This is a genomic window from Paraburkholderia monticola (assembly GCF_001580545.1).
Lineage (GTDB): Bacteria > Pseudomonadota > Gammaproteobacteria > Burkholderiales > Burkholderiaceae > Paraburkholderia > Paraburkholderia monticola.
The window spans coordinates 243,211-264,456 of record NZ_LRBG01000038.1 but is presented as its reverse complement, the minus strand read 5'-3'; the positions used below and the strand labels follow the sequence as shown (position 1 = coordinate 264,456).

Below are 21,246 nucleotides of genomic sequence, written 5' to 3'. Positions count from 1 at the left end.
TCTCCATTTTTTATCAGCGTCACAGCAAGCTTGAAACGGCCGGTCCGGCATTCCGGCCGATGAATACGATCATTCGCCGAGGCTGCCTGTCACATCGTCGAACAGCTCATCGACAGAGAGCCGATGCGGCAGGATCTTCTGGTCGAGCGCCCAATCGATCGCCAGTTGCAGGCCCTTGCGGTTCTGCTCTAGACCGAGTGGCGGAAACACGGCGGGCGTACCGCCTTCGGTTTGCGCGCGGCTTTCGGCGATCATCCGGTACAACTCGCGCACGACCTGCGGGTGCTTTTTCGACAGGTCCTGGTGCACGACGAACATGTGATTGACCGGCACCACGCCTTCGCGCGCGAACCACGCTTTGGCCGCGTTCTGCGCATCGGGCACGAGTGTGCGCACGCGCGGATCCTTCGGCATGTCTTCGCCGAGCAGCGCCGCGGCGAGCTCGCCGTTCATCATCAGGTCCGGAATCGACGAACCGGCCGGCAGGCGCACGCAGTTGTTCGGACCGCGATACTCGGCAAGGTGGCCGTCACCGAGCGTCATCCACGTGACCTTGTCGAGATCGACGCCGTATTCGTGGCGCAGAATGCCGCGAATCCACAGCGCGGTGGTCTGCGTATAGGTGCGCACGCCGACCTTCCTGCCTTCGATATCCTTCGGATCGAGATGCCCGAAGTCGATGTTGAAGCCCGCGCAGTGATGCTGGAAACGCCCCGAGATCGGCGCCGGCAGCAGCACATAAGGCTTGCCGTAGGCCTTCGCCTGCAGGAACGTAACGATCGCGAGCTCGCCCGCATCGAACTGGTTCTCGCGCACCATCGCCTTGAAGCCGTTATGCGCGGGCGTCGGGCCGCAGAAGTCGAGCGTGACGAGATCCGAGCTCACGCGCCCGTCTCTCAACGCCTTCGTCACCGGATACACGGCCAGATTGGTGCGCAGCGTCGGCACCGCGGTTTGCGTTGTCGTCATGAATGTCGATCCTTATGCTGGAATGAAATTACAGTCTCACCTCGATGAGACACGGGCCGACCGCATGCACGGAATCGGCCATGGCCTCGTGAAAAGCTTCCGCCGTGTCGACGGCGACGGCCGGCACGCCCATGCTCTTCGCCATCGCGAGCCAGTCGATGCGCGGACGGTCGATGTCGATCATCGCGAGCGCGCGCTCGCCCGGCGCGCCGGCGCCCATGTTCGCGTACTCGGCCTTCAGGATCGCGTAGCTGTTGTTGGCGAAGATGATCGTCGTGATGTTCAGGCCTTCACGCGCCTGGGTCCACAGCGACTGGATCGTGTACATCGCGCTGCCGTCGCCGACCATGCAGAACACGCGGCGCTCCGGGCAAGCGAGCGCGGCACCGGTTGCGACCGGCGTACCGTAGCCGATCGAGCCGCCCATGTTGTTGATCAGGTCATGACGCGCGGCGCCGACGGTCAGCCCCATCGTCTCGCGACCGGTGGTCAGCGACTCGTCGACGAGGATGCAGTCTTCCGGCAATGCCGCGGCTAGCGCTTGCGCAATGCTCGCGGGATTCAGCGCGCCAGTGGGCGCACTTGCGTCCGCACGCTGTTGCAGCACCGCCTGCGTGCGGGTCGCGCCGAGCGCCTCGACCAGCATCTCCAGCGCGGCCGTGCCGTCTTCGCCGACTTCCGCGAGCGCATGCACGCTCGTGCCGGCCGACTTCAACAGACTCGGCTTGTCCGGATAGCTGAAGAAAGCGACCGGCTCGGTCGTCTCGACCGTGATGATGTGGCGAAAGCCCTTCAGGTAGTCGACCGCCGCGTTCACCGCGTACGGAATCCGTTCGAGCGTCACGCGTCCCGCGCCGCGCTCGATCCGCGCGCTAAAGAACTGCGTCGCGAGCCGGCAGCCGCTCGCCGCCTTCAGCTTGCCCGCGAGTTCGAGCGCGCGGCCGCGGGTCGAACGCCCGGCCAGCACGATCAGCGTCGGCTCGCCTGAGCGCAGCACTTGCGCGATGTGATCGACGCGTGCCGCGTCCGGCGTGGCCGGCTGCGCGATGGGCAATGCCGGCAGCGATACGCGTTCGCCCGCGTCTTGCCATGAAGCATCGCCGGGCAGAATCAGCGTGGCGATTTGCCCCGGATACTCGCTCGCCTTGCTCACCGCCGCGGCCACGTCCCACGCGACCGCGCGCGACGACTCGACGCGACGCACCCAGTGACTGAGCGGACGCGCGAGCCCTTCGATATCGGACATCAACGGCGGATCGTATTTCAGATGCGCGGCCGAATGCTCGCCGACGATATTGACCATGCCCGACGACGCGCGTTTGGCATTGTGAATATTGGCCAGTCCATTCGCGAGACCCGGGCCGAGATGCAGCAGCGTCGACGCCGGCGTGTCCTTCATCCGGTAGTAGCCGTCCGCGGCACCGGTGCAGACGCCTTCGAAAAGACACAGCACGCTGCGCATGCGGGGATTTTCGAGGGCCTTCAGAAAGTGCATCTCCGAGGTGCCCGGATTCGCGAAACAGATGTCGACGCCGTGATCCGTCAGCGTGTCGACGAGGCTTTCGGCTCCGTTCATTAGTACCCCGCCATCTCGCGCGCCGCGCCGACCACGCCATAGCTGCGCTGCGGTGCCGACATCAGGAAGCGGTAGCCTTCCTCGATCAGACGCTCGTGGTTCTTCGCGCTCACGTGCGGATTGCCGACCACCACGTTGTGCTTGTGGCAGGTGTCGACGATCTTGCGCATCGCGTCGAGCACTTCCGGATGCTCGTACTGACGCGGCAAGCCGAGTTGCTGGCTCAGGTCGCCCTCGCCGATCAGAATGAAGCCGATGCCGGGCACGTTCGAGAGGATGTCGTCGAGATTCTCGATCGCCTCGGTGCTTTCGCACATCAGGCCGACGAGAATTTCGCCTTCCGGCGCGAGCGGCCAGACGTCGGCCTTCCTGTAGTAGTCGGCCGTGCTCAAGCCCCAGTAGCGCGCCGCGGTAGCGGGACCGTCGCCACGCACGCCCTTCGGCTCATACAGCGGCGCGTTCTTCGGCCGCGCATAGCGGCACGACGCGACCGCGTTGTACGCCTGCTCGACGGTCGCAATGTGCGGCCACACCACGCCATACACACCGCGATCGAGCACCTGCTTCGCGAATGCCTGGTTCATCTCGGCGCCATTGGCCGGGATGCGCGCAATCGGCGTCACGCGCGGCGCGACCGAACCGGACTCGACGATCGCCTTGCGATTGAGCATGTACTGCAATGCGTCGCCGAGCGCCGACACGTCGTACGGGTTGTGCTCCATTTCGAACACGATGCCGTCATAGGGCGCATCGCTCATCTCGATCGCGGTCTGCTTGTCGAGCTTCGAAAATGCGGTGAATGCGGGCTTGCCGGATTCGAACGCGCGAATGATGCCGTTGAGACGATTCTCGCTCATGGTGTCTTTCTCTCGTGAATTAGGGGGTGAAGCCGGATCAGTCGGCGGCTTTCCAGTACATGAAGCCCATGCCTTCGCCGGTGCCGGCGGGCGTGCGCCAGCACGGCACATAGTCGACCAGCGTCATTTCCGCGCCGGTTTCCTGCACCGCCTTCATGACGCTGACGTACAGCTTGATTTCGGACGTGCCCGACTGGTACGAGCGGTCGTCCACCGCCGCGAGGCCGTCGTAGTCGTACTCGGCCAGCATCTTCATGATGCGGTGATCGAACTCTTCGTCATTGACGAAATGCGACAGGCCGCCCGACGCGAAAATGCCCACCCGTACATCGTCCGGCCATGCGTTGAGCGCGTCGCGCAGCACGCGGCCGAATTCGATGCACCGCGACATCGACGGCTGCGTCGGCGGATAAAAGCAGTTCATGATGACCGGCACATGCGGCGGCGGGTTGTCGCCCATGATCTGGTGATACACGAAGCTGTACGCATGCGGCACCACCGGATATTCGGGCAACGGTTTCATCCATACGTTGTCCGGCCACGCGAACAGATCGGTCAGATCGAAGTTCTCTTTCTGGAAGTACTCGATCAGATAAGTCGCGAGCTTCGGATGGCAATCGTGCGTCACGTGATGATCGGGCGCATAGACCGGACGCTGCGGCGGTCCGTTGTGTACCTGCGCGCCGCTATAGATCGCGATCGACGGCGAGAAGTCGGTGAAGATCTCCTTCTGGTCCTTGCCGAGAATGATCGCGACGTCGATCTTCGCCTCGCGATACGCGGCCGCCATCTCGTCGAGCGCGCTACGGCAGCGCGCGGCACGCGCGGTACGTTCTTCGAGCGTCAGGTACTTCTCGAACGCGGCTTCGCGATGCGCTTCGAGCTCCGGGTACGTCCACGTGCGATTGCGATACCACAGTTCCGGGTTGTTGCGGTCGCGTTCCCCGTTCTTGAGCCAGTCTTCCGGCGCCTGGCCCAGCATGCCGCTGTGCGGCACCGCCATCCCGAATACGATCTTCGCCATGTGTGTTTCTCAGTAAATTAACGTGTCCAGAGGCCGTCCATGCCGGCCGTGCTATCAGTGTTCAGGCCTGCCGCAATGTGCTCGGCGCGTCGGTCACCTTCGGCGACCATTCGGGGCGATACAGGAAGATCGTGGCCATTGCGCCGACGACCAGGAATCCGAGGATCACCATCATCGGCAGGTCGTAGCTGCCGCTCACGTGCAGCAGCCAGCCCGACAGGCTCGCCGCCACGCCGCCCGCGAGACTGGTTGCGAGTTGCTGCACCCCGGTGACGAGGCCGATGGCCTGCCTCGGAATCAACGTCAGGCGCGACAGAACCAGATTGTTCGCCGTGACGAAACCCAGCAGCGAGAGCGACAGGACATTCCAGAACAGCGCCATCTGCAGCGTCGGTGCGTACGCGCCGAGCAATACCGTGCAGCCGCCGACGAAGCCGGTCACGGTGAAGACCTTGCGGACCAGGATCGGATCCTTGCCCCGGGCGATGATCAGGTCGGCCGCCGACCCCGCGAGCGCGGCGACGATCGCGATTCCTGCAAAGCTGAAGAACGTGAACAGTCCCGATCGCGAGATCGACAGACCGCGTTGCTCGACCAGATAGGCCGGCATCCACGTCATGCAGTAGAACGTGAAGTAGCCGTAGCAGAAGTTCGTGATCATGCCGCCCCACACGACCGGGCTCGCGAGAATGCTGCCAAGGCTCACGACACGCGCGCTGCGATTCGCGGCCACCAGCTCCGCTTTCGAAGGCAGATCGTTGCGCACCAGCAGCAGCCACGGCGCGAGCCAGATGAGACCGACGAGACCTGTCGCGAGGAACATCACCTGCCACGAGTAGTTGACGATGAACCACGCGCCGACCGGTGCGCCGAGCGCGGGACCGAACTTGTTGCCCATCGCGAGAATGCCGACCGCGAGGCCGTTGTGCTTCTCGTCGAAGTTATTGCGAATCCAGCGATAGCTCGCGGGAATCACGATCGCCTCGGCCATGCCGATGATCAGCCGCATCACGACCAGACTCGCGAGCGCGGTCACCGCACCCATCAACGCGGTCGCGACGCACCACAGCGCGAAGCTGATCGCGTACGGCCATTTCACGCCGTAGCGGTCGGCGACCCAGCCCATCGGCACCTGAAACAAGCCATACGACCAGAAGAACGCCGCGTTGATCCAGCCGCGATCGATGTCCGTCAGCGCGAAGTGACGAATGAAATCCGCATCGGCCAGCGTCGACGAAATGCTGGTTCGATCGACAAACGAAATCAGCACACCGAGCGCAAGAAGCGCAAGCACGGCCCAGCGGTTCGCGATTCCTCGTCGTTCAGGTTTGCCTGTCTCCATCTGCTTGTTCTCTTCAGTTTGATTGAATGCTGCGTGCAGGCCGCTGCGAAACATGTTGCCGTTCGTGGGCGGCCCGCCCGGATACCTCGCCTAACCTCAGGCGAGCGCCGGATAGAGCTGCTGCGCGGTCTTGCCGAAGATCCACTCCCGGTCCGCATCGCCGAGCGAGGCGAGACCGGCCTGCGCGGTCGCGAGAATTTCCGCGAGCGTGCCCGGCGAGGTCGGATAGTTCGAGCCCCACGCCAATCGTTGCGCGCCGAACGTCTCGACCACGCGCGGGAAGAACGTCTCGGCGCTGGCCTTCTCTTTCTTCACGTCGCCGAAGATGCGCGGCGTGAGCTTCAGATAGATGTTCTCGAGCGGCGCCAGATCGAACAGGCTCTGCGCTTTCGCGTAGGGTACGCCGTCCGCGACCTCGGGACGACCGAGGTGATCGAGGATGATGCGCACGCTCGGGAAGCGCTTCGCGAGCGCGGTGACCTGCGGCAAGCCGATCGGACCGGTCTGGATGCACATCGGCAGGCCGAGCTCGCCGCACAGCTCCCACGCGGGAAACGAACGCGGATCGTCGAGCTCGCTCGGGTCGAACTCCTTCGTGCTGCCGCCGGTGAAAAGACGCAGGCCCGCGAGGCCGCGCTCGACCCATGCGCGGATGCGCGCCGGTGCATCGGGGTCCAGCACATCGACCGAACCGACCGCGACCAGACGGTCCGCGTATTGCGCGCAGCCGTCCACCACATAGCTGTTGTCGAAACCGTAGGTGGTCGACGAATGGACCACCGCCGCCTTCGCGACGCCGGCCGCGTCCATCGAGGCGATCAGCGTCTCGACCGTGGTCGGCCGCTCCTTCGACCACTCCGAGCGCTTGCCGAACAACGGGGCGGGCGGATAGCGGTTCTCGTCGTCGGAAATGATGTGCGGGTGAATATCAACGATTGAGGAAGTCATCAAGGCCTCGGTATCTTGCTCGTTACATGCGGCTCGCGCCGTGATTTGCCTCGTGCTTGTTTGCCATGGGCTTATTTGCCATGGGCTTATTTGCCACGCGCTTTGAGGCGCGCATCGAGACGCGGATAGACACGCCGTGCGTTGCCTTCGAAGATCTTGTGGCGATCCTCGTCGCTCAATGCCGCGCAGCCGTCGATATAGCGCTTCGTGTCGTCGAAGTAGTGACCGGTTGCCGGGTCCTTGCCGCGCACCGCGCCGATCATTTCCGAGCCGAACAGCACGTTGTCGGCGGGAATCACCTTCGTCAACAGCTCGACGCCCGGCTGGTGATACACGCACGAGTCGAAGAAGATGTTGTCCAGCAATCCTTCCAGCGGACGCTCGCGCATTTCGAGCGACATGCCGCGATAACGGCCCCAGTGATACGGCACCGCGCCGCCGCCATGCGGAATCACGAGACGCAGCGTCGGGAAATCCTTGAACAGGTCCGACTGCAGGATCTGCATGAACACCGACGTGTCCGCGTTCAGATAGTGCGCGCCGGTGCCGTGAAAACACGGGTTGCACGACGCGGCGACGTGAATCATCGCGGGCACGTCGAGATCGACGAGCGCTTCATAGAGCGGATACCACTCGCGGTCCGTCATCGGCTTGCCGGTCCAGTAGCCGCCGCTCGGGTCCGGGTTCAGGTTGCAGCCGACGAAGCCGAGCTGCTCGACGCAGCGGCGCAATTCGGCGATCGAATTGGCGGGCGCAACGCCCGGCGATTGCGGCAACTGGCAGACCGGCGCGAAGTTGTCCGGATAGAGTTCGGTCACGCGATACACGAGGTCGTTCGAGACTTCTGCCCACTCGAGGCTCGTGCGTTCGTTGCCGAGGTGGTGGCTCATCAGCCCCGCGATCGGCGAGAACAGCGTCAGGTCGCTGCCGCGCTCGCGCTGCAGCTTGAGCTGACCGTTGCCGATCGCTTCGCGAATCTCGTCGTCGCTGACGAAGGCGCCGTCACGCGCGGGCGCGTTGGCCGGGTCGTTCGCGAACTCGACCTGTTTGGCGCGCCAGGCGCGAAAGGAAGCCGGGACGGTCGTGAAATGACCGTGGCAATCGATAATCATGGTGTCTCCGTTCGAATCGTCGGGTCGGCGTCAAACGCCTCTGTTGCTTAGCGGGCCAGCGGGTCGACGAACAGCTCGTCGATGGACATGCGGCGCGGCGTGAGACCCTGCTTGAACGCGGTCGCTTCGAGCGTTTCGATCGTCTTGAGGTTTTCCTGCAGACCGTACGGCAGCGGATCGTGACCGACGATCTTGCGCAGTTCGAGATACTTCTTGTCGCTCGCGCTCGTCGCCTCACCGGCGTCGAGCCGTTCGAGCCATTCCTTCTTCGCCTGCGCGAACGCATCGAACAGCGACTTCGCGATCCACGGATGCTCGGCGAGCACCGAGTCCTTGACGACGATCGTGCCGTGCATCGGATACACGCCAGTGCGCGCGTAGTACTCGGTTTCGAGTTCGGTCGCGTTCGGCAGCAGATCCGGATAGTCGGCCTCGACTTCCTGCCAGCCGCCCGTCGGCGCACCGGTGCGGCCGATGCCCGCAGCCGCGGCAAAACCCGCCGACAGTTCGCCCGATGCCATCATCTCGGCGAGCGAGCTGCCTTCCGGCGCATGAATGACGTTCGCCGGCAGCTTCAGTTGCGTCACGTGTTCTTCGTCGTCGACGACCCACGTCACCTTCGACGAATCGAGACCGAACTCGTCGATCAGCACCTGACGCGTCCACACGCCGGTCGTGACGGAATAGGCGCGCACGCCGACCTTCTTGCCTTCGAGATCCTTCGGCGTGTTGATGCCCGCGTCCGGACGCACCAGCAGACCGCCGTGATGAAACCGCCGCACGACGAAGATCGGCAGGCCGACGAACGGCGCGCCATAGGCACGCGCGATGATGTAGGTGGTCGGCGCGAGTTCGCAAACGTCGAATTCGACGTCGCGCACCATGCGGCGGAACGCGCCGATTTGCGGCTTGACGGTGACGAACTCGGCGTCGACGCCCTCGATAGGGATGGATCCATTACGGATGGCCGACGTATGCGGATGCTCAGCGATCGCGATCTTGAGCGGGACTTTCTTGGTCAACATCCTCTCCTGTGGATTGATCGTCGCGGGCTGCGGGGTAAGGGCCGCAGCGCGCAACGTAGCGTCTCGATGGCGTAAGAATAGGGGAGGACGGGACGAGCGTCCCTACACAAAAAGTAGATTCAATGGCACTTTTTGGTGGGGCTGGAGAGGCGCCGGGAAGGCGCTCCGGCGGGGGTTGCCGGCAGCAATGACAGGACGCGGACGGCTGGGCGGATCGCGTTATCGCGCCCGCCGAGCCTCGATGAAAGCCTCGACGTAGCGCAGTGCCTGTTCGCACTGCTCGGGCGTGAACGCGTGAATACTCGCCGGAACCGGATCGAAGCCCAGCTCGGTCGCGACCCAACGGATCGCTTTCGCGCGCGCTTCGAACGCGTTGACGCCATCGCGGCGCACCTTGCCGGCGACGAGCGGTTCGAGCGCATCGTGCAGCCTGCTTTTCGCCTCGCGCAAGGTCGCGTCGGCGAGGCGGCCGAGCGGCAGGTTGTGTTTGCTGCGCGCATAAACGCCGATCCAGGCCTGACACGCGGAGCAGATCCACAGCGGCCCCTGGTCGCCGCGATACGGATAGGCCTCGTCGCCATAACGCGCGAGCAATGCGCGGCTGCCGCAGTAGTCGCAGGACGGCTGCGGCAGTGCCTTGACGGGCTTGCCTACGCGCATGGGGAATGCTCCAGGGCAATATCGTGATACTTCATCGCATCGAACCGACTGGCGAGAACAGTTGAAGTCAGACAGTTTAATGGAATGCCCGCGTCCCCATGCAAGGCGCGAGAATCACGCAGCCTGCTCGCGCGCAATCTCCATCACCACCCGACGCCGCCTCGCCAATCCTTCGGCCGAGCGCTGCCGGACCAGCTCCACCACCGCTTGCGGCGCCAACTCGGGATCGCCCGCATCGAACGGCGGCGCCGGCGCGTATTCGAGTTCGAGCTGGATCGCCTGCGCCTCCTCGACCCCCGCGAGTTCCGCGGCGAGCGTCAGCCCGAAGTCGATGCCCGCCGTCACGCCGCCGCCCGTAATCAGATTGCCGTCGCGAACCACGCGCGCGCGCGTCGGTATCGCGCCGAGCGGTTCCAGTAACGAATGGAACCCCCAGTGAGTCGTCGCGCGTCGGCCGCGCAGCAAACCGGCCGCGCCCAGCAGCAGCGCGCCGGTGCAGACCGACGTCACGTAGCGCGCGCTCGCCGCCTGTCGACGCACGAAGTCGATCGTCTGCGCGTCCTGCAACAGATCGGTCACACCGCTTCCGCCCGGCACACAGATCACGTCGAGCGGCGGGCAGCTTTCGTACGTGGTGTCCGGCGTCAGCACGAGCCCGTTGCTCGCCACCACGGGCTCGCGCGTCTTCCAGATCAGATGCGTCGTGGCGCCCGGCAGCGACGCGAGCACCTCGTGCGGGCAGGTCAGATCGAGTTGCTGAACTTTCGGAAATACCAGAAAACCGATTTGCAGAGTCATATGGATGCCTTATCGAATGAGAAATCGAAACGCGCCATCTGCCAATTCTTCCAGGTGGACGGATCGATTCTATGCGCGTAGTCTTTGGCAAGACTGCCATTCACCCCTTGCTTTCTGCCAGGCTCGCCACGCCATGTCCCACGTGCTTCGCTCCATCGTGTTGCTCGCCTTCCCGAACATGCAACTGCTCGACGTCAGCGGTCCGCTCCAGGTATTCGCGTCGGCCAATGAACTCGTCGCGCAGCGCGGCCTCGACAAACTCTACGCGCCGCGCGTCGTCGCAGCCGTTGCCGGACCTGTCACGTCGTCGTCGGGACTCGCGGTGGTGGCCGGTTCGCTACGCTCGGTGAAGGGGGCGGTCGATACGCTGATCGTGCCGGGCGGCTGGGGGATTCGCGAGGCATCGGCCGACCAGCGTCTGATCCGCTGGACGCGGCGCCAGGCGCCGCAGTGCAGACGCGTCGCGTCGGTCTGCTCGGGCGCGTTCGTGCTCGCCGAGGCGGGACTGCTCGACGGCCGGCGCGTCGCCACGCATTGGGGGCGTTGCGACGAACTCGCGCAGGCGTATCCGCAACTGCGCGTCGAAGCCGATCCGATCTTCATTCGCGACGGCACGATCTGGACTTCGGCGGGCGTCACCGCCGGCATCGATCTCGCGCTCGCCATGCTCGAAGAAGATCACGGACGCGCGTTGGCACTCGACGTCGCGCGCGAGCTCGTCGTGTTTCTGAAGCGGCCGGGTGGTCAGTCGCAGTTCAGCGCCATGTTGTCCTTGCAGGATGCCGACGACCGCTTCGGCGAATTGCATGCATGGATGAGCTCGCATCTCACCGCGGATCTGTCGGTCCCCGCGCTCGCGCAACGGCTGCATATGAGCGAGCGCAGCTTCATGCGCCACTACAAGGCGCAAACGGGCCGCACCCCTGCCCGCACGGTCGAACAGTTGCGTATCGAAGCAGCACAGCGACTGCTCAGCGAGACATCGTTGTCGATCAAACGGGTCGCGGCGCGCTGTGGATTCGGCAGCGAGGAAACCATGCGTTGCAGCTTCGTGCGGCAGTTGCGCGTGGCGCCGCAGGTGTATCGCGAGCGTTTTTCGTCGACGTGACGCGCATCGCTCAGAAGCGACGTTTAACGATGAGCGTCGCGCCCGTATCGTGTGAATGCAGAATCGCGACCCGCGCGGTACCGGAGAACACCCAGTCGTCGACCGTCAACGACAGACGTCGCTGCGGTGACTGGCCAATCGACAACGCTGAACCGTTCATCTGAACGATCGATATTTGCGGTCCGGTGTATGGACCGATAAGCAGCGTATTCGAAGCGTCCTTCGCGCCAGCGTTCGCCCCGGGTTCGGACACCGGTGCGAACTGCGGTCCGGCCGACGCCAGTGACTTCGGGGCGCCGCCGGGATGGACATCGTGCGTCAGGTCCACGCTATAAAAATTATCGATTTGCGCGTAGAACGGTTTGCCGTGATCCCCCTGGTACTCCATCGCAAAGCGCTGTTGCTCGAAGTAGTGCCGAGGCTCGGGAATCGGCGGCACGACTTCGACGGGCGAGGTAACGATGTTGGCAACCATCATCCCTGCGGACGCATCACCGGTGGGGCCGCCCGCGTACGCGTAGCCGCACATCACGATGAAGAGCGCCACGCCAATCCTTTCGTTTTGGCACGTCATCGGCATGCCCTCCGGTGAAGGAACTGAAACGTCACATGACAAAGCGCTCCAGCTCAACCGAGCGCCTCACAGCGTCGCTTGCATTCAGTCATTGTAGTCAGTCATTCGCGGACCGGTAGGTCAATGTGTGAGGTATGCCGTCTGAGTAGGTCGAGCTCGTTCGCCTGCGCGGCTCGATGCTGGGTCGAGGTCGCGTTCGAAGGGCTGAGAATGATTCCTGGAAGCGCTCTCAGAGATCGCAGAGCGGCAAAAGCTTCTGGCGCGAGCCTCTCGAGTCGGTCGATCCCGGCAACTCTTGCGAGGCTCGGCAAACAACGACGCCATTCGTTAGTCAACCCGCGCCTTAGACCGTTGCAGTGTCAACGTTCACGCTCGCGGTGTTCGGTCAACGCGGACCGGCCGACGATTGAATGCCGGCGCAACGAGTAAAACGATCGTTCGAACGCGCTTGCGCCAGGCGCGCGGCCCGGCGAGAACGGCATCGGGTACGAAGCGCGCGACGAGCAGCAGCAACGCGAGCAGCGCGGGACCCCAGCGCAGATCGGTCGGCACAGGTTCGCGGCGAGCGAAGCGCGGGTCGAGCAGCGCATCGCCGAATGAAGTCACGCTCAGCAGGCGCCGGTAGTCGAGGCCGGTCTGCCCCGCCACCGACGCCAGGTACTCGCCTCGCAATTCGGACAACTCCTCGTGGGTCTGCGGCTCGACGCCGGACCCCGGCGCAGGGGGCGCCTGGATCACGTCGTCGGCCTGCCAGTAACCGATCCGGTTGCCGGCGACGTCGGTCTTCGGAATCGCCGCTGGCTGGTCGCCGCCCACGCCGATCAGCCAGCCCCTGATCCGCGCGGCGTTGATGCCTTCCATCAACGCACGCGATGCCGACACCGGCGGCGCCTCCTGTCCATCGGTGACGAACGCGATCGCCGCGCCGCCGCCAACCTGCTGCGCGACGCGCACGGCCGAATAGACGCCACCTTCGGCGATGCGACTCCAGTTGGTCCAGCGCATCCGTCCGTCGATGGCGTCGAGCGACACCAGCAGCGCGTCGTAGTTGCCGCACACCTCGACCGGCGACATCAGCAGCAACACCCGCTGCCCCGTGAACACGCTCCAGCCCACCTTCGAGCCGCACGGCAAGCGCCCGAGCGCATCGCGCATCGACGCCTGGGCGAATTTGAGCCGGCTGACCGGGGCGCCGTCGAGCACCACGTCCTCGACGTCCATGCTTTGGGTGATATCGAACGTCACGATGTAGTTAAACGTATTGCGCGGCAGCGTGATCTCCGGCATCGCGACCGCCGCGATCAAGGCGACGAGCGCGAGCGGCGTCAAGATGTGCCGCAAGCTCGTGAAGCCACGCTCGCGCGAGACGCCGCTCATGGCAAGTCCTGGCTCTGCGCGTCGCGCAGTTTGACGTTGTGCTGCTCTTTCACATCGGGACCGGCGAGCGCCGACTGCGTTTCCGGCGCAAGCCACAGCGCGCGCTCGAGGTTGTAGCGCGCGTCCCAATCGTCAGGCGCCGCGCGCAACGCGAGCCGGTAGCGCGCCTTGGCCTCACCGATCATTGCCAGTGACCGGACCGTCTGCGCGGTGTCGCCGGTGCCTTCGCGCAGGTACAGATTGCCCAGATCGAACAGGGCCGCGCGGCCCACTTCGTCGGGTGGACCGCCCGCGGGGATCAGGCCGTTATAAAGCCGCGCCGCCGCGTCGTAGGCGCCCGCTTTCGACAGCGCGATCGCGTGGGCCAGCTGAACCTCGCGCACGGGGTCGCCCGCGGGGTCGTCGCGCGATGCGGCGTTCGTCGCGAGAACGGCTTGCTCGACGCGCTGCGCATTTTGCAGACGAACGAAGCCATACGCGGCCCACGCGGCGCAACAGATCGCGACGGTGCCGAACAGCGTGTGGATCAGCGTGCGCGTCATGCCCAGCTCCTGACCTGCAACTGGTGCAGTAGCACCAGCAGCGCCGCACAGAACAACGCGAGCGCGAAACAGTACGGACTCAGGTCCTGGCGAGGCAAATGCTCGATGAAGGTCGTCGTCGCGTTCTGCTGCCGGTTGATCTCGGCGATCGCCGCCATCATCGCCTTCGGGTCCTCGGCCTGAAACAGCCGGTAAGGCGTGCCGAGCGTCAGAAAGTAGCGATGCAGTTGCGCTTCGGCCGAGTCTGCGCTGGCGGGCAGCGTCGCGTTCAGATCCGGACTGTAGATGCTGCTGCGCAAGTAGATGAAGTACAGCGCGATCTTGTTGCGTTGCAGTCCTTCGCGGATGCGTCGTTGCATCGGTTCGTCGAGCAGTGCGCCGCCGTCGGAGACGAGCACGATCGCGCGACGCCCCGACGACAGCCGCCCCTCGAACTGCGCGATTGCCGCGAGCATGCCGCGATCGAGCTCGGTGTCCGGCATGCCGCGGCCAGTCGCCGTGCCCGCGATCGCCGCCTCGATCACGCGATGGTTGTAGGTGAACGGCATCGCCAGCACGGGGCTGGTGCCGAACATCATGAACGCGAGCCGGTCGTTCGGCCGCTGCTCGACGAAGTGCGTCAACGCGGCGCGCGCCACCTGGTTCTTGGAGTCGCCGCGCGGCGTCTCGACGCCCCTGCTGCCCATCGGTTCGTCCATGCTCGCGCTGCGGTCCATCAGGATCAGGATCTGCGCGCCGCTGCCCGTGCGCATCACCTGCAACTGCGAGCGCCCCGGCCCCGCCAGCCCGACGACGATCGCCGCAATCGCGAGCGCCGCGCCGCCGCGCGTGACCCAACCGGCGACGCGCCCGAGCTCGTCGGCGGGCAGCCACGCGACGCTGGAGAACACCAGCGTATCGCTGCGTCGACGCAGCAGCGGCAGCGCGGCGAGCGGCAGCAGCGCGAGCATCCACGGGAAGGCGAAATCGAGGTTCATGGTCATCGCTGATGGCGCCGTTCAGCCCGATACAACGCACGGCATAGCGCGTGCAACGGAAACTCGCCGGGGTGCTCGCCGGCGCGTTCGCCACCGTTCGCGGCCGCTTGCGGCGCGGGCGCGAAAAACCGCTCGGACGACACCTGATAGAAACGTTCGAGCTGCGCGCGCTGCGGTTGCAGATACGGCGCGCGCGCCAGCAACGCGGATAGCGAACCCGCGTGCACGACCTGGCCGGCGGTTTCGTTCAGCGCGCGATGCAGGCAGACCCACGCATCGCTCGATGACGCGGCTGGCGCTTGCGGCAGCCGTTGCATCTGCCGCCATGCGCGCGCGAACGGCAGCCGCGCCGACTCGCGCCAGTTGCGCGACCACCACCAGGTGGCCCATGCAAGCAGGGTCGCGAGCAGCAGCCCGAGCGACCATGCGATCTGTCGACGCAGGCTGGCCGTGTCCAGCATCGGCGCCTGACGATCGGGCCGCAGCGGCTGCAGATCGCCGGTGGCGAACGCGGTCTGCGGTGTCAACGGTCCGATGCTGGCCGGCCATTCGGCGACCTGCAATTGCGTGCCCGCCGCCGAGGTCAACGTCAACGCGGGCAGCGTGATCTGCGTGAGCGTCTGCGGCGCGTTGACGACCTGATACGCGATCACCATCCACTTGCGGCCGTTGGCATCGGTTTCGAGCGTGACGGGCCGGCGTTCGAGCCACATACCCGTGCGCCCGACCGAAGGCGGCGTCACCGCGCCGAGATCCCGGCCGTTGGCTTCCAGCAGCACGCGCTGCGTCAGCACATCGCCGAGCACGTAGCCGAACGCGCGCGGCTCCTGAACGAGCGCATTCACCGCGGCGGCGCTGGCCGTCGCGCAGGCGGCGGCGCAGAGTGCCGCGATCAGCGCGCGTGGCGCCGCCCGGCGTGTCACCGCCCGACCCGCACCGCCACCGCTCCCGCCGCGCGCGCTCATGCCGTCATCTCCAGAAAGTAGCGCGACATCGCTTCCGGATCGAACCCGCCTTCGACATAGAACGGCCGCATGCCGCGCGGGCCGAACACCGCGGCGAGTTCGTCGCGACGACGCGCGACGCCTTCGCGCCAGCGCTCGCGCACGTCGCGGGAGAGCCATACACGGCGCTCCTCGCCCGACTCCGCATCGTTGACGGCCAGCAGCGAGGCGTGCCGCGGCGGCGTGATCTCGGCCTCGTCCCACACGACCATCGGCACCACGCACGCATGCACCAGCATGTCGAGCACCGGCGACAGCTGCGCGAGCGGCCAATGGAAATCGGACACGACGAACACGAGCGCCTGGCGTCCGGCGACACGGCTCACGCAGCGCCGCAATCCTTCTACGGATGCGGATCCGGTCTGACGATCGGCCGCGCCCTCGGCCAGATCGCTCGCGCACGCGCGCAACATGCTCGCGAGCAGCGTGCCGGTACCCCGCCCGGTGCGTGCCGGCATGAACAGATCGTCGCGTTCGCCGCTGTCGAAGGCCAGCATGCCGAGCCGGTCGCCGACACGGAACGCGCTATGGCCCAGCGCTTCGACGAAATCGGCGGCCACCTCCAGCTTGGTTCGGCGGGAGCCGAATCGCATCGACGCCGATACGTCGACGACCGCGAACACCGCCACCGCGACGCGCTGTAAATGCACCCGCACGAGCCACTCGTCGTCGCGCGCCGCGCGCAAGCTCGCACGCAGATCGAGCCGGCGCGGATCCGGATGGTCGAACAGCCGGCCGTGCATCGCGAACTGCTGCCCCGAGCCGAAGCTCGAACCGGGATGCGAGCCGGGCCGCGCGCCGCCCGCGCGCATGGGCAGACGATAGTGGAATTCGGCGGTGCCGTTCATCGTGGTGCGTGCGGCGACGTTCAGCGCGGCACGGCGACGTTCGCGACGATTCGCGCGATCAACGCTTCGGCCAGTTCCTGGCGGCGCAGCTCGTAGATCGGTGTGAAGAACACGCGATGACCGAGCGCCGGCAGCAGCACCTCGTGAATATCCTCCGGAATCAGATGCGTGCGCCCCGCGAGCCAGGCGACCACGCGCGCGGCCCGCAACAGCGCGCTCATGCCACGCGGACTCGCGCCCGCCAGAATCAGCTGCTGCATGTCGACGCCGTCGAGCGCGATGCCGAACTGCAGCGGCGTTTCCGTCGCCTGCCAGATGTCGAGCACGTAGCGCTCGATCGTCTCACTCGCCTGCACGCCCTGCTGGATCGCCGCGCCGATCCGGTTCAACTGCTCCCACGGCACGATCGACGGCGTCAGTTGCGCGAGCAGGCCGTCGACGTCATGGAACCTCGTGTCGAAGACGAGGCTGCGCCGCGCCTGGGCGTCGGTTGGCGTCGGCATGTTCAGCTCGAACAGGAAGCGGTCGCGCGCCGCCGATGCGAGCTCGAAGGTCTCCTCCTTCTCGACCTTGTTGCGGTCGGCGAACACGGTCATGTGCGGAAAGCGATACTCGCGGTCGAATGCCCAGACGGAACGCTCGGCCATCGCGCGCAGCAGCAGCGATTGCACCTGCGGACGCGCGCGATTGATCTCGTTGAAGAAGAAGGTGGTCAGTTGCTCGCCGTGCCGCAGCAGCGGGCCCGGCTCGATGCGTGGCTTGCCCTGGCCATCGACGTAGGTGTGATAGACGAGGTCGCCCGGCATCAGATCGATCGTGCCTTCGACGCGCTCGAAGTCGCCGCCAACCACGCGTGCGAACGCGCGCAACACGGTCGTCTTGCCGACGCCGACGCCGCCTTCTAGCAGCACGTGGCCGCGGGCGAACAACGCGACGTTGATGAGCCTCAGGATCTGCTGCTCACCGACCACGACTCTCGCGACTTCGTCTTCGATCTGCTGTGCGTGAGAACGCCAGTCCTGAAGCTGCTCGCCAGAAACCATCGCTGCGATCCCCTTTTCGTGGTGGCCGGCGTTTATTGGCACGACGCTCGAACGTCGATGCGCTTCACGACTCGCCAGCCTTCCGTTCAAGCACGGTTTATGCCGATCGCGCGCGGCTGATGGAAGAGTTAAATCGAATGCGAAAAGTTGGCAGCCTGTCACGACAGGCGGGGACACACTGTGTCATCGGCTAGGACGCGTCGTTCACCAGCAGGCCGACGAGCGCCGTCGCGCCGCGCCGCCATGACAGGTCCGTATTGCCGCGTATGTCGACCGAGCGCTGGAACACGGTCTTGCCGCTCGCGACGTCTTCGATGCGCAGGTTCAGATTGAGGATCAGGTTGCTGACTTTCTGCACCCAGCACACGCCCACCTGCTCGACGCCGAGCGCTCGCCCGACCTGGCGCGCGCAGTCGTCGCAGGTCGTCAGGTCTTGCGTGCTGCCGAGCCGCGCGATCAGATCGGCTGCGCGGCTGTTGTCGGCGACGTGGTAGCGCTGGCTCGCCTCGAGCTGCGCGCGCAGCGCGTTGCTGACCATCTCGATGCGCGCCGCTTGTGCGCGGTTGGTGTCGGCGTCGTTATAGGCGGCGTTGTCGTCGAGCAGGCCGCAGTTCAGCACCGCGATCGATACCGGCCCGGCATGCGCCGGAGCGACGCCGATCACGAGGAAACCGGCGCAGCCTACGCACAGCAAAGCCAGGCGAAACGAAAGCCACGCACGCAGCCCATGCATGACGCTACCGCTCCGCGCCGACCGGCGGTTTCGCGAACACGCCCGCCAACGCCGCATATTCCTGCTCCAGATGGACGGCCGCATGTTCGAGCAGAAACTGCCGGAACATCACGCTGGTCGGCGAAAGCTGCTTCGAGCGCAGATGCACGACCTGCCATGTTCGTTCGATCGGCGTGCCGTTCACGTCGAGCATCGCGATCTCGCCGGTGCGCAGTTCCAGCTGCAAGGTATGCAGCGAAATCAGACTGACGCCCATGCCCGCCATCACCGCCTGCTTGATCGTTTCGTTGCTGCCGAGCGTGATGGTCTTCGCCGGCGTGAACAGATGCTGGCGGAACATCACCTCGGCGGCCATGCGCGTGCCCGAGCCGGGTTCGCGCAACAGGAAGGTATCGTTGCGGAGTTCTTGCAGATCGAAGCGCCGCGCGCCGCGCAGCGGATGATTCAACGGCGCGATCACCACCTGTGGATGGCTCGCGAGCGGCTCGGCCGTGGTGTCGAGTTCGGGCGGCGGACGACCCATGATCGCGAGATCGATCGCATTGTCCTGCAACAGACGCAGCAACGCGTCGCGATTGCCGACCGAGAAGTGCACATCGACCTTCGGATAAAGATGCGAGTACATCGCCAGCAGTTTCGGCGCGAAGTAGGTCGCCGAGCTGACGATGCCAACGTTGATCGAGCCGCTGTCGGCCTGCTTGAGCGACATCATCGCGTCTTCGGCGTCCTTGATTTCGCCGAGAATGCGGCTCGCGTGATGAGTCAGCACCTCGCCCGCTTCGGTCAGCGAGAGCTTGCGCGCAACCCGCTCGAACAGACGCAGGCCGACCGCATCTTCGAGCTGATGAATCTGCATCGAAACCGCCGGCTGGGTCAGATGCAACTCCTCGGCCGCGCGCGCAAAGCTCGTATAGCGGCTCGCGACGACGAAGATCTGCAATTGCCGCAGCGTCAGCGTGCGAACGAAATTCAGCTTGACCCGGTTCGCCGTGGAACTCGCGTTCTGCATTGAACGATTGCCTCAACGACTGGCGCGCGGCGCATTCGACGGCTTCACCGCCTTGCCCGGCGTCGGCAACTTGCTCAGTGCGGACTGAAAGCTCAATGACTCCGTGTGCGCCGGATGCGCGAAATCGTTGTTGGGCCCGGGCACGTCGGTGCGAATCTGCACGACCTGGCCCGGCACGCCGTCGGCGAGCAGGAACGTGTAGCGCTTGCCCGTGTATTGCGCGAAGCGCTCCGCATTCGGATCGTTCAGATAAGGCTGCACGACGATGCGCCGCGCGCTGACCGGCTTGCCGCCGACCGCGCTCGGCACGCTCTCGATCTGCGGCCCCGCGGCGAGCGCGAGACGCAGGCGCTGCTGGAAATAGCGGCGCTGCCCGCCGGTGAGACCCTGCATCTCCGCGATGTCGTGCTCGAGAAAATAGATGATCGCCGGATTGCACTGCAGTCCGCCGATCGGCAGGTTCACGTTGCCGCTATGGTCGGACACCTGCGCGTCGCCTTTCGCATTGTCCGGGCTCACCACCAGCACCTTGACGACATCGGTGCCATGCGTCGGCTGCGCGGAGTCGATCAGCGCGTAGTCGAGCTCGGTCTGCGCGGCGACGCCGTGCAGATGATCGGTCAGGAAAATCAGCCGCTCGGCCGCCGTGATCTGGTCGCCGCCCGGCGTCGACGCCGCGCTCGCCGCGCGCGCGGCCGGAGAAGCGTACAGCGCGTACAACGCGCCCAGCACGCACAGCGTCGAGAACAGCGCGGCGCGAGCCGCGGCCAGCCACGCGCCGCGCGCGCGCGTCATTGCGACGCGTCGCCGGGCTTCGGCACGTCGACCGGTTTGAGCATCGGCACCTGATAGGTGGCGAGAATGCTGTCGATCTTGTCGTGATTCGCGCCGATCCATTGATCCACCTTGTCCTTCCAATCCTTCTCACCGTAGCGCACGCCCATCGAAATCGTGTAGTCGAAGCGGATGCCGGGTTGCGGTGGGAACGGCACGAGCCTGACCGAGTCACCGGCGCGCTTGACGAAGTAGCCCGCGATCGGCCCCCACAGGAACGCCACGTCGACATTGCCCGCGCGCAGGTCATGTTCGATCATCTGACCGGGGTACACGCCCGGATCGCCGCTTTGCACCTGATACGACACCGCCTGGTCGATCAGATTGTGGCCGAGCAGCCAGTCCACCGCGGGAGTTTGCGAAAAGATGCCAAAGCGCAGCTTGTGCAATTGATCGGGCGGCAGCTTGAACAGGTCGTCGGGGGTCTTGATGCTGGCGAACTCGGGGCGGTTCGGCAGCACCATTGCGTAAGTCGAGCGCAGATAGGGCTGCGTCGTCGACGTCATGTCATAGCCCTTCGGCACGCCGATGATCAGGTCGCAGCGATAGCGCTCGCTGCCCTCCTCCTTCTCGCGCAAGGTGTGACGCACGAAGCCCATGCGCTGCGGAAAATACGTGTATTCGAGCTTGTAGCCGAAGTCGCTCGCCATCTGGGCCGCGATCCGGTTCTCGTAGCCCTCGCCCTTGTCGTTCGACAGCGGCATGTTGTTCGGGTCCGCGCACACCCTGAGCACGCCGTCCGCGCCGTCGTTGTTCGGCAGCGCGGGGCCGTCCGCCCGGACCGCGGCACTTGCGAGCGCCGCGCCGCAGAGCGCGGCGGCGATCACGCCGACATGCAGGGACATGCTTCTCTTATCACGCATCGTGAGCCTCCGGAAGAATGACG

At 65.4% G+C, this 21,246-nt stretch carries 22 protein-coding genes; 1 reads left to right on the top strand and 21 read right to left on the bottom strand.

Translation table 11 applies throughout. From position 1 onward, the window contains the following. Positions 1-69: 69 nt before the first annotated feature. From CI15_RS28675 to CI15_RS28630, 10 genes are all read right to left on the bottom strand, one after another. Entirely contained in the window at positions 70-969 is a 900-nt protein-coding gene (locus CI15_RS28675) for a substrate-binding domain-containing protein (RefSeq protein WP_062134869.1), read from the bottom strand. A gap of 28 nt (positions 970-997) precedes the next feature. Then, positions 998-2,545 (bottom strand): acetolactate synthase large subunit, encoded by a 1,548-nt coding sequence (locus tag CI15_RS28670; RefSeq protein ID WP_062134867.1) that lies wholly within the window; start codon positions 2,543-2,545, stop codon positions 998-1,000. Beyond that, entirely contained in the window at positions 2,545-3,402 is an 858-nt protein-coding gene (locus CI15_RS28665) for an HpcH/HpaI aldolase family protein (RefSeq protein ID WP_062134864.1), read from the bottom strand. The genes CI15_RS28670 and CI15_RS28665 overlap by 1 nt, the downstream gene beginning before the upstream one ends. Before the next feature lie 37 nt (positions 3,403-3,439). Beyond that, positions 3,440-4,426, bottom strand: coding sequence for a DODA-type extradiol aromatic ring-opening family dioxygenase (locus CI15_RS28660; protein WP_062134861.1), 987 nt, complete (start codon positions 4,424-4,426; stop codon positions 3,440-3,442). 61 nt (positions 4,427-4,487) lie between these two features. Further along, positions 4,488-5,768, bottom strand: a complete 1,281-nt coding sequence (locus CI15_RS28655) for an MFS transporter (protein WP_062136215.1) — start codon at positions 5,766-5,768, stop codon at positions 4,488-4,490. Between the two features lie 96 nt (positions 5,769-5,864). Continuing rightward, positions 5,865-6,716 (bottom strand): amidohydrolase family protein, encoded by an 852-nt coding sequence (locus CI15_RS28650; RefSeq protein ID WP_062134858.1) that lies wholly within the window; start codon positions 6,714-6,716, stop codon positions 5,865-5,867. An 86-nt stretch (positions 6,717-6,802) separates the two neighbouring features. Continuing rightward, positions 6,803-7,828, bottom strand: a complete 1,026-nt coding sequence (locus CI15_RS28645) for an amidohydrolase family protein (protein ID WP_062134855.1) — start codon at positions 7,826-7,828, stop codon at positions 6,803-6,805. Between the two features lie 47 nt (positions 7,829-7,875). Next, entirely contained in the window at positions 7,876-8,853 is a 978-nt protein-coding gene (locus tag CI15_RS28640) for an ABC transporter substrate-binding protein (RefSeq protein ID WP_062134852.1), read from the bottom strand. Positions 8,854-9,072: 219 nt separating this feature from the next. Then, complete coding sequence (locus CI15_RS28635) at positions 9,073-9,513, bottom strand: zinc-finger-containing protein (RefSeq protein ID WP_062134849.1); 441 nt, start codon at positions 9,511-9,513, stop codon at positions 9,073-9,075. A 114-nt stretch (positions 9,514-9,627) separates the two neighbouring features. Next, positions 9,628-10,311: a DJ-1/PfpI family protein gene (locus tag CI15_RS28630; RefSeq protein ID WP_062134846.1), complete on the bottom strand. Its 684-nt coding sequence runs from the start codon at positions 10,309-10,311 to the stop codon at positions 9,628-9,630. Positions 10,312-10,444: 133 nt separating this feature from the next. Between CI15_RS28630 and CI15_RS28625 the strand changes: the two genes are divergently transcribed. After that, complete coding sequence (locus CI15_RS28625) at positions 10,445-11,419, top strand: GlxA family transcriptional regulator (RefSeq protein WP_062134844.1); 975 nt, start codon at positions 10,445-10,447, stop codon at positions 11,417-11,419. Between the two features lie 10 nt (positions 11,420-11,429). Here CI15_RS28625 and CI15_RS28620 read toward each other — a convergent pair whose 3' ends face one another. From CI15_RS28620 to CI15_RS28570, 11 genes are all read right to left on the bottom strand, one after another. Further along, on the bottom strand, positions 11,430-12,050 hold the full coding sequence (locus CI15_RS28620) for a hypothetical protein (RefSeq protein WP_241495967.1): 621 nt from the start codon (positions 12,048-12,050) through the stop codon (positions 11,430-11,432). Between the two features lie 309 nt (positions 12,051-12,359). Further along, on the bottom strand, positions 12,360-13,370 hold the full coding sequence (locus CI15_RS28615) for a vWA domain-containing protein (protein WP_062134842.1): 1,011 nt from the start codon (positions 13,368-13,370) through the stop codon (positions 12,360-12,362). Then, the gene (locus CI15_RS28610) at positions 13,367-13,912 is read right to left on the bottom strand and encodes a hypothetical protein (RefSeq protein ID WP_062134839.1); all 546 of its coding nucleotides are present in this window, start codon (positions 13,910-13,912) and stop codon (positions 13,367-13,369) included. Before CI15_RS28610 ends, CI15_RS28615 begins: the two co-directional genes overlap by 4 nt. Further along, the gene (locus tag CI15_RS28605) at positions 13,909-14,895 is read right to left on the bottom strand and encodes a vWA domain-containing protein (protein ID WP_062134836.1); all 987 of its coding nucleotides are present in this window, start codon (positions 14,893-14,895) and stop codon (positions 13,909-13,911) included. Before CI15_RS28605 ends, CI15_RS28610 begins: the two co-directional genes overlap by 4 nt. Then, positions 14,892-15,854, bottom strand: a complete 963-nt coding sequence (locus tag CI15_RS28600; protein ID WP_062134832.1) for a hypothetical protein — start codon at positions 15,852-15,854, stop codon at positions 14,892-14,894. The genes CI15_RS28605 and CI15_RS28600 overlap by 4 nt, the downstream gene beginning before the upstream one ends. Next, positions 15,851-16,741: a DUF58 domain-containing protein gene (locus tag CI15_RS28595; protein WP_062134829.1), complete on the bottom strand. Its 891-nt coding sequence runs from the start codon at positions 16,739-16,741 to the stop codon at positions 15,851-15,853. Before CI15_RS28595 ends, CI15_RS28600 begins: the two co-directional genes overlap by 4 nt. A 20-nt stretch (positions 16,742-16,761) precedes the next feature. Next, positions 16,762-17,784: an AAA family ATPase gene (locus tag CI15_RS28590; RefSeq protein ID WP_062134820.1), complete on the bottom strand. Its 1,023-nt coding sequence runs from the start codon at positions 17,782-17,784 to the stop codon at positions 16,762-16,764. 190 nt (positions 17,785-17,974) lie between these two features. Continuing rightward, the gene (locus CI15_RS28585; protein ID WP_063910590.1) at positions 17,975-18,517 is read right to left on the bottom strand and encodes a DUF3280 domain-containing protein; all 543 of its coding nucleotides are present in this window, start codon (positions 18,515-18,517) and stop codon (positions 17,975-17,977) included. 4 nt (positions 18,518-18,521) lie between these two features. Next, positions 18,522-19,526, bottom strand: a complete 1,005-nt coding sequence (locus CI15_RS28580) for a LysR family transcriptional regulator (RefSeq protein WP_062134814.1) — start codon at positions 19,524-19,526, stop codon at positions 18,522-18,524. Between the two features lie 12 nt (positions 19,527-19,538). Beyond that, complete coding sequence (locus CI15_RS28575) at positions 19,539-20,321, bottom strand: hypothetical protein (RefSeq protein WP_062134812.1); 783 nt, start codon at positions 20,319-20,321, stop codon at positions 19,539-19,541. Further along, positions 20,318-21,223, bottom strand: coding sequence for a substrate-binding domain-containing protein (locus CI15_RS28570; RefSeq protein WP_062134809.1), 906 nt, complete (start codon positions 21,221-21,223; stop codon positions 20,318-20,320). The genes CI15_RS28575 and CI15_RS28570 overlap by 4 nt, the downstream gene beginning before the upstream one ends. Positions 21,224-21,246: the final 23 nt, after the last annotated feature.

Excerpts from the sequence above, each read along its gene's own strand:
- CI15_RS28610 (WP_062134839.1), bottom strand. The coding sequence starts at position 13,912 with ATGACGCGCACGCTGATCCACACGCTGTTCGGCACCGTCGCGATCTGT.
- CI15_RS28665 (WP_062134864.1), bottom strand. The coding sequence starts at position 3,402 with ATGAGCGAGAATCGTCTCAACGGCATCATTCGCGCGTTCGAATCCGGC.
- CI15_RS28605 (WP_062134836.1), bottom strand. The coding sequence starts at position 14,895 with ATGACCATGAACCTCGATTTCGCCTTCCCGTGGATGCTCGCGCTGCTG.
- CI15_RS28615 (WP_062134842.1), bottom strand. The coding sequence starts at position 13,370 with ATGAGCGGCGTCTCGCGCGAGCGTGGCTTCACGAGCTTGCGGCACATC.
- CI15_RS28580 (WP_062134814.1), bottom strand. The coding sequence starts at position 19,526 with ATGCAGAACGCGAGTTCCACGGCGAACCGGGTCAAGCTGAATTTCGTT.
- CI15_RS28650 (WP_062134858.1), bottom strand. The coding sequence starts at position 6,716 with ATGACTTCCTCAATCGTTGATATTCACCCGCACATCATTTCCGACGAC.
- CI15_RS28640 (WP_062134852.1), bottom strand. The coding sequence starts at position 8,853 with ATGTTGACCAAGAAAGTCCCGCTCAAGATCGCGATCGCTGAGCATCCG.
- CI15_RS28630 (WP_062134846.1), bottom strand. The coding sequence starts at position 10,311 with ATGACTCTGCAAATCGGTTTTCTGGTATTTCCGAAAGTTCAGCAACTC.
- CI15_RS28575 (WP_062134812.1), bottom strand. The coding sequence starts at position 20,321 with ATGACGCGCGCGCGCGGCGCGTGGCTGGCCGCGGCTCGCGCCGCGCTG.
- CI15_RS28660 (WP_062134861.1), bottom strand. The coding sequence starts at position 4,426 with ATGGCGAAGATCGTATTCGGGATGGCGGTGCCGCACAGCGGCATGCTG.
- CI15_RS28595 (WP_062134829.1), bottom strand. The coding sequence starts at position 16,741 with ATGAACGGCACCGCCGAATTCCACTATCGTCTGCCCATGCGCGCGGGC.
- CI15_RS28675 (WP_062134869.1), bottom strand. The coding sequence starts at position 969 with ATGACGACAACGCAAACCGCGGTGCCGACGCTGCGCACCAATCTGGCC.
- CI15_RS28635 (WP_062134849.1), bottom strand. The coding sequence starts at position 9,513 with ATGCGCGTAGGCAAGCCCGTCAAGGCACTGCCGCAGCCGTCCTGCGAC.
- CI15_RS28570 (WP_062134809.1), bottom strand. The coding sequence starts at position 21,223 with ATGCGTGATAAGAGAAGCATGTCCCTGCATGTCGGCGTGATCGCCGCC.
- CI15_RS28590 (WP_062134820.1), bottom strand. The coding sequence starts at position 17,784 with ATGGTTTCTGGCGAGCAGCTTCAGGACTGGCGTTCTCACGCACAGCAG.
- CI15_RS28600 (WP_062134832.1), bottom strand. The coding sequence starts at position 15,854 with ATGAGCGCGCGCGGCGGGAGCGGTGGCGGTGCGGGTCGGGCGGTGACA.
- CI15_RS28625 (WP_062134844.1), top strand. The coding sequence starts at position 10,445 with ATGTCCCACGTGCTTCGCTCCATCGTGTTGCTCGCCTTCCCGAACATG.
- CI15_RS28655 (WP_062136215.1), bottom strand. The coding sequence starts at position 5,768 with ATGGAGACAGGCAAACCTGAACGACGAGGAATCGCGAACCGCTGGGCC.
- CI15_RS28585 (WP_063910590.1), bottom strand. The coding sequence starts at position 18,517 with ATGCATGGGCTGCGTGCGTGGCTTTCGTTTCGCCTGGCTTTGCTGTGC.
- CI15_RS28670 (WP_062134867.1), bottom strand. The coding sequence starts at position 2,545 with ATGAACGGAGCCGAAAGCCTCGTCGACACGCTGACGGATCACGGCGTC.
- CI15_RS28645 (WP_062134855.1), bottom strand. The coding sequence starts at position 7,828 with ATGATTATCGATTGCCACGGTCATTTCACGACCGTCCCGGCTTCCTTT.